The organism is Paenibacillus cookii (assembly GCF_018333375.1).
GTDB lineage: Bacteria > Bacillota > Bacilli > Paenibacillales > Paenibacillaceae > Paenibacillus_AQ > Paenibacillus_AQ cookii.
Map to the genome: position 1 here is coordinate 1 of NZ_BORW01000119.1, position 287 is coordinate 287.

A 287-nucleotide genomic window follows, 5' to 3' on the forward strand; every position below is an offset into this window, starting at 1 on the left:
CTCCTTTCTATGGAGTACCTCGCTTCTGAGCGAAGCGGTACAAATATGATCTCACTCGTTGGTCAGTTTTGAGAGTTCAAACTCTCGCATACGATTTCCAGAACTTGCTTGGTGACAAGAAGTGCTGAGGATGGTATGATATAATTCCGGTTGAAAAACTGGAATTTGAATCAAATTTTCATTCACACATCCGTGATGAACCGAAAAATTGATTGTTGATCCTTGAAAACTAGATAACGAAACGAATTTGCGTTTTAGAAATATCCTTTTCGTACTGAAATGAAATT

At 37.6% G+C, this 287-nt stretch carries 1 protein-coding gene; it reads right to left on the minus strand.

The window, feature by feature from the left end:
- Positions 1 to 51 precede the first annotated feature (51 nt).
- Positions 52 to 287 (minus strand): hypothetical protein (locus KI367_RS26835; protein WP_212953345.1); only part of this gene is annotated, 236 nt, incomplete at its 5' end.